Source organism: Candidatus Chordibacter forsetii (genome assembly GCF_964187505.1).
Taxonomy (GTDB): domain Bacteria; phylum Verrucomicrobiota; class Verrucomicrobiia; order Opitutales; family Seribacteraceae; genus Chordibacter; species Chordibacter forsetii.
In genome coordinates, this window is sequence record NZ_CAXLML010000196.1 from 1 (window position 1) to 6,418 (window position 6,418).

At 45.4% G+C, this 6,418-nt stretch carries 7 protein-coding genes and 1 tRNA gene; 3 read left to right on the top strand and 5 right to left on the bottom strand.

Going from position 1 to position 6,418, the window contains the following annotated elements; translation table 11 throughout:
- Both ACKPQ4_RS08640 and ACKPQ4_RS08645 read left to right on the top strand, forming a co-directional pair.
- The coding region (locus ACKPQ4_RS08640; protein WP_407680787.1) for an FGGY-family carbohydrate kinase at positions 1-991 on the top strand (991 nt) is incomplete at its 5' end.
- Positions 942-1,715 carry an HAD family hydrolase gene (locus ACKPQ4_RS08645; RefSeq protein ID WP_407680788.1) on the top strand — a complete coding sequence of 258 codons (774 nt, stop codon included), beginning with the start codon at positions 942-944 and terminating at the stop codon, positions 1,713-1,715. The genes ACKPQ4_RS08640 and ACKPQ4_RS08645, both read left to right, overlap by 50 nt.
- A gap of 8 nt (positions 1,716-1,723) precedes the next feature.
- Here ACKPQ4_RS08645 and ACKPQ4_RS08650 read toward each other — a convergent pair whose 3' ends face one another.
- Positions 1,724-2,224: a tetratricopeptide repeat protein gene (locus ACKPQ4_RS08650; RefSeq protein ID WP_407680789.1), complete on the bottom strand. Its 501-nt coding sequence runs from the start codon at positions 2,222-2,224 to the stop codon at positions 1,724-1,726.
- A 92-nt stretch (positions 2,225-2,316) separates the two neighbouring features.
- On the opposite strand from ACKPQ4_RS08650, the gene ACKPQ4_RS08655 reads away from it, so the two are divergent.
- Positions 2,317-3,075 carry a M14 family metallopeptidase gene (locus ACKPQ4_RS08655; protein ID WP_407680790.1) on the top strand — a complete coding sequence of 253 codons (759 nt, stop codon included), beginning with the start codon at positions 2,317-2,319 and terminating at the stop codon, positions 3,073-3,075.
- Positions 3,076-3,110: 35 nt separating this feature from the next.
- Here the strand turns inward: ACKPQ4_RS08655 and ACKPQ4_RS08660 are convergent.
- From ACKPQ4_RS08660 to ACKPQ4_RS08675, 4 genes are all read right to left on the bottom strand, one after another.
- A tRNA-Gly gene (locus ACKPQ4_RS08660) sits at positions 3,111-3,184 on the bottom strand.
- 51 nt (positions 3,185-3,235) lie between these two features.
- Positions 3,236-4,087 (bottom strand): inositol monophosphatase family protein, encoded by an 852-nt coding sequence (locus ACKPQ4_RS08665; RefSeq protein ID WP_407680791.1) that lies wholly within the window; start codon positions 4,085-4,087, stop codon positions 3,236-3,238.
- Positions 4,072-6,102, bottom strand: coding sequence for a (E)-4-hydroxy-3-methylbut-2-enyl-diphosphate synthase (gene ispG / locus ACKPQ4_RS08670; protein ID WP_407680792.1), 2,031 nt, complete (start codon positions 6,100-6,102; stop codon positions 4,072-4,074). The genes ACKPQ4_RS08665 and ispG overlap by 16 nt, the downstream gene beginning before the upstream one ends.
- Positions 6,103-6,126: 24 nt before the next feature.
- Positions 6,127-6,418: site-2 protease family protein (locus ACKPQ4_RS08675; protein WP_407680793.1), on the bottom strand; the 292-nt coding region annotated here is incomplete at its 5' end.

Below are 6,418 nucleotides of genomic sequence, written 5' to 3' on the forward strand. Positions count from 1 at the left end.
TTTACCAGATAATGTGCGCTTTCTTCATGCTACTGATTTTTTAAATGTTTGGGTATCCGGATTGATCGAGATTCCTACAGATTTTACTAATGCGATGAAAACAGGAGTAGACTTGGAGACCAAAGACTGGTTGGAAGATCTACCATCCATTAACTTGCCTTTTATTGTAGCACCAGGACAATTAATCGGCGAGATCTCACTGGTTCACAAGCAGAGGTGGGGCTTGAGCGGTTCTTGTTTGTTGGTTAGTGGGGCTACAGACTCAAATGCTGCCTTTTATGCCTCCGGTGCGGGTCGGATTGGTGAATGGTCGACCACGATAGGGACCACTCTTGCAGTCAAAGGCCTTTCAAAAAACCGATTATTCGATCGGTTGGGTCGAATCTATTGCCATCGTCATCCAGATGGATCTTGGCTACCAGGGGGTGCTTCTAATGCTGGCGGTGAAATTTTGAAGGATCGTTTTGGTAAACGATTACAAACTTTAGAAAATCAAATTACCACCTTTCCCACCAAGCCCCCTCTTTTTTATCCATCTATTCGTAAGGGAGAGCGTCTTCCTTTTACTGATCCTCACTTTAAGCCATTTGGTGTAAGCGGAGCTGTTGGAGAAAGTGAATTTTTTATCGGTTGCTTGGAAGGCTTGGCTTTTGTGGAACTAATGGTTTACCAACTTTTGGAGAAGCTTGGAGCTGAAGTCGGCCCGTTTATTTTTGCCACTGGAGGAGCAGCTAAAAGCAAAATGGGACTTCAAATACGTGCAGAAATGTTACAAAGATCTATTCTTATTCCACAATACCCAAACTCTGCGATGGGTGCGGCTATACTTGCGATAGCTGGTCATACCTCAAGAACTGTGGGAGAAATTTCTGGAGAAGTTGTAAACATAGTGACCCAAGTTGATCCTTCTGCGAAGCCTGACCCTGCTAGACAAAATCGCTTTGAACGATTTTGTCAGCTATGTCACCAGGGATCTAATCAATCTGAGTAAACAAAATATGGAGTTGGAATTAGTCATATCTGATCTGGATGGTACCATTGTGGAAACGGAAAACTACCACCGACTTGCTTACAATGAATTATTTAAGGAGTTGGGGCTAGATACCAGATGGAGCAAGCAAGACTATGCTCATCGGTTGCAAACTATGGGGGGAAATAAATTTCGTGAAATCTTTTCATGGCTAAATTTACCCGACAATAAATATGAGCAGAGTAAACAAAGGCTTTATGCCCGTAAAACTGAGCTTTATGTTGAATTAATTACTCACGATTTAACTGCGGGACAGCTTCGCCTAAGACCAGGAATTCAAAGGTTGTTCAAAGAAGTACAAGATTCTGGAATTCCGATTGCCATAGGAACTGCCTGCGTTGGGTGGGCTGCCCAAAAAGTTGTGCAGGCAGCTTTGGGGGAAGCCTTTCTTCAATCACTTGCTTGTTTGTGTGGCGGGGAGTCGACACCAAAGCATAAACCTGCTCCGGATATTTATTTACTGGTCGCTCAAAAAGTTGGCGTTCATCCAGAATCTTGTGTCGTTATTGAGGATACACACCACGGTCTGCAGTCTGCCAAAAGGGCTGGTATGACTTGTCTTGCAACCCCAAGTGAGTTCGCAGCCATGCACGATTTTTCCGAGGCCGATTTGGTCCTACCTGATTTGAACTCTCCAAGCCCTTTTAATCTAAAGAGCTTGAAGGATCTTTTGCTTAAAAGATAAACAAGTCTTTAATTTAAATTAGAAATCCTGGTCTTTAATTTCCAAACTCTTGGATGTTCCGAGCCTAACCAAGACGAAAAGATGGATAGTGCCTGTTGAAATGCAACTTTTGCCTGTTTTGAATTTCCTTGAATTTGGTGCATCGACCCCAAGGTAAAGTATGTCTCTCCGATTTCCATATTATTTTTGCCTTGTTTTTTTTCTAATTCAGATATCGAGCTCTCGAGTCTTTTAATTGCACGATTATAATCATTTCTGGACATTCGGTTGACTAATTTATCATCGGACCTTTTTTGAATAACTTGCCTACCTGACGGCTGAAAAGGCGATGGCGGGGGTGGTCCATCCTCTGAGATGGTTTCTCCATCCGTTGACCGAAACCATTTTTTAGACTTAGTAAAAGCTCGGGAAAGATATTCCACTGTTTCGCTCTTGGTCACGGTTACTCCACTACCACTACAAGACACCAAAAAGGAAAATAGAATACTACTAGTCCAAAAACGAATCATTCCTAAATGAACTCGAATGTTTCCCTTGGGTCAATCCCTCATCAACTTCAAACCTTGGCACTGTATAGAACTTGATTTAGGAAAACACTTCTATGCCAAGAAATTGCTCAGCTCATGACTATTCTGCCTTGATTCGTAAATGGCGAGCATTGTCCAAAAAAACACCTTTGCGGGTAGGGAAAGTGAGTACCCCAAAGTCCTTACCTTTTTTTGAGGTAACTAATGGTTTACTATCTAGGGAGAAGCCATGTCTTTACATATCTGCTGGGATTCATGGTGATGAACCTGCACCTTGTTGGGCTCTACTTGAATGGGCAGAGAAAAACCATGGTCTTCTTCAAAATTTTCCGGTTTTGTTCTATCCATGCCTTAACCCGTGGGGCTTTGTACATAATTCTCGACTAGATGAAAATGGGGAGGATCTTAACCGAATCTGGGGGGATGTGTTTCATCCGCTGACCGAACAAATTTTGAAACGGATTGAAGGTTTATCCTTTTTTCTTTCATTGAATTTGCACGAAGATTTCGATGCCAATGGTATTTACATCTACGAACCATACCGAGGAGGAAGACCTGACCGCTGGACAAATCAAATTCTTCAAGCCGGAAAAAAATTCCTCCCTTTGGATACAAGAAAAAGAATCGATGGAAAAAACGCAAAAAATGGAATTATCAGGCCCCGGGTTAGCCATCCACCCAAAGAGGGTGTTCCGGAAGCCCTTTATCTTTTTCAAAATCACGGAATAAGAAATTTCACTATTGAAACTCCCTCGGAAGCATCTTTAGAGAAAAGAATTCTTACCCATCAAGCTATGATTCAGGAAAGTGTACGCCTAGCAACTAGAACTTAGTTTGATTGAAGGCTAGATTAACAAAGATGATAAAATGGTGCGGGCAGAGGGAATCGAACCCTCGACACCAGCTTGGAAGGCTGGGGTTTTACCCCTAAACTATGCCCGCTTGAGGAAAGGTTGAAATAAAACCGAAGGTAGGGCTCTCGGTCAAGGGGAATCAAGCTTTGTTGTCAGCTAATTTAAGTGCTTGGCATACCTCTTGATGAAAAATTTGAGAACCAACTCGAAAAGGGCATGGTCTCATTGCCGGACTAAAACTTTTCATGGGAAAGGCAGGATCCCGAATAAAGTGGAAACGGGCACCGGCTCCTTCACAGATGGCATAACCCGCTGCACAGTCCCATGGCTTAGCCCGAAATTCCAAACAACCGTCTAGCCTACCTGTTGCCACATTAGCCAAGCCGACGGCGGCAGATCCCGGGCAGCGAATCCGCCATACCTGCAAGGCTTCGTTTAGGGCGTTTAATTCTTCAATGGGTATGGGGAAATGCATGCAAAAGGTAAGCTTTTCATTAACCAAGGACTGGGCAGCATGCACGGGGCGGTCTCCTTCGATAGCCCCAAACTGGGGGCCGCCCTGTAACAAGTTGTCTCTCCCATAATCGTAAATAAATCCATAAACGGGTAATCCGTTTCGGAGTAAGCCCAGCGAAATCCCACATTCGGGTACTCCGACTGCGTAGTTGTTTGTTCCGTCAACGGGATCAAGAATCCAAGCGAATTCACCTTTCAGAGGTATGGGTTCCGGAGTTTCCACCGATTCCTCAGAACAATAGTCATCAGCAGGAAATTGTATTTCCAGTGCGGAAAATAGCTGAACAGATATGGTTTCATCAACCTCGGTAACACGAGTACCATCTCCTTTCCAACGGCTCTGAGTAAGCCCAAAATTTGCCCGAAAGTAGTCGACTTGGTCGAGTACGGCTTTGTGTCCGGCAAGTATGCGTAGGTGCAGTTCAGAATCTGCAGAGGACAGGTTGGGCGTTTGGTTGGTTAGGGTTCGATCCATTTTCCTTCTTCTTGTATGAGATCGACCAATCGGTCAACCGCCTCCTTTTCCGGGATGGCGGATTTTACCTTTTTCTTACCCACATATAGATCGATTTTCCCCGGTCCTGATCCAACATAGCCAAAGTCAGCATCAGCCATTTCGCCGGGCCCGTTTACGATGCAGCCCATCACCGCAATGGTAACTCCCTTAAGGTGACCGGTTGCTTGCTTGACTTGTTGAGTAGTGCTTTGTAGGTCGAATAAAGTACGTCCACAACTCGGACAAGCGATAAATTCAGTTTTGGATACCCGTGCTCTAGCTCCTTGTAATAAGTTGTAGGCAAGGGCCCGGTTACGATCGAGATCCCCCGTGTGTTCAATAGAGAGAATATCCCCAATTCCATCACAGAGCAGGGAGCCAGAAAGGATTGATGAATCGAGCAATCTAGCAGAAAAGAAATCGTCACCCTCTACTAACCTGAAAGAGTCGGAATTACGTATCCAAAGGGGAAGGGATAGATCTGCCGTCTCCAAGGCACAAGCTAAGGCTCGGTAAGCCGCCACTGGGTTATTCCACGGTGCAATTGTTTGCAGGGTGATAACGGGGGGGCTGGATGCAGCGTTTAGTAGAAGTTCAATTCCTGTGGAAAGAGTGGCTCCAGGTAGAGAAATGCAGGGGTGATGGCCAGCTGATTCACAATGAGCGAGGAACCTTGCGATCTCTGACTCGTCCGTTCCTATTGCTGTGGCATGCCAAAGCAGGGGAGGGGAGGAATGCTTTATTGGAGGAAGCTCAGTGCAGGGATCTTCTCTCAGGTCATCGATAACAATTACGGAAACCGCCCCAAAGAGAGAGTCGCGCAAAATTTCTAAATTAGGAAGAGAGGACGAATTCTCAAGTGAAACGATTAGTCCTTCGATCGGGGCGTCCTTGGCTGCGGATTGAGAACGGGCTGTTTCCCCAATGATTTCTTCCACTTTATCCAGTCGATGAGGGGTGGATACTAAAACACAGGGTGGAGATTTTTCTCCTACCTTCAAGGTTTTTGAATTAAGCGATATCGAGGGGCAGGGCCGACGCCGGTAGAGATAGGGGTCTATAAAATCAATAGGGTCGGGTAATTTTTGATCTTTTGATTCCCAACAAAGGTGTGCCCGCTGTGCAAGATCTTGAGCTACTGGGATTTCCGCAACCGGATCTTCAGTTAAAGAAACCCGAACTGTATCTCCCAATCCATCCAGTAGCAAAGAACCTATGCCAATGGCACTCTTAATACGTGCATCTTCTCCATCTCCGGCTTCGGTTACCCCGAGGTGAAGGGGATAATCCATACCTTCTTTATTCATTAAGGATACCACTAAGCGGTACGCCTCAATCATGATTTTTGGGTTACTCGATTTCATTGACAATACCATCTCATGGTATTGATGAGAGCGGGCGATGCGTAAAAATTCCAGGGCAGATTCTGCCATACCACGGGGAGAATCCCCAAAACGATTCATAATACGGTCGGAAAGGGATCCATGATTTGTTCCAATGCGCATGGCTCGCCCTAGTTCTTTGCATCGTAAGACCAGGGGAGTGAAGGTATCGTGCAGACGATCTAGCTCTTCTTGGTATTGGGATTCGGAATATTCTCGAATTTGAAACTTTTTACGGTCTGCGTAGTTGCCTGGGTTTACTCGGACTTTCTCTACATATTTTGCTGCCTCCATTGCCGCTTGAGGCATGAAATGAATATCGGCAACCAGGGGAACCTCAATTTTTGCCGCCCTTACCTCCCTTGATATTTCTTTGAGTGCTTCGGCCGCCCTTAAATTAGGAGCGGTTATACGTACGATCTCACATCCGGCTTCCGCCAGCTCAATGGACTGACGGGCGGTAGCCCGGATATCCATGGTGTCGGTAGTGGTCATCGATTGTACCCGGACAGGTTGTTTCCCTCCGAGGGTTAATTCGCCTATTTTTACCTCCCTGGTGGTACGCCGGGTAGAATGAAACCTGGATACGCAATAGGGAGATATCGGACCCATTACCAAAAGTGAAAAGGTTTTCCTTTAGAAGGGAAGAATGCGCTGCATGTCAAAAAAGGTGACATAGAGCATAAAGGAGAAGAGCAAAGCCACAAAGAGAACCTGGGCTCGTTCAAGGAATGCGAGGGGCAACGGTTTGCCCCGCAACTTTTCAATTGTGGCAAATAGCATGTGTCCACCATCTAAAACCGGAATGGGCAAAAGGTTGAGAATGGCTAGGTTCACATTAATAAAAACAACGAACCAAAGAAGTTTCTTAAAGCCGATCTTCGCAAACACACTCAGGTGATTCACAATACCCACTGGTCCACTCATG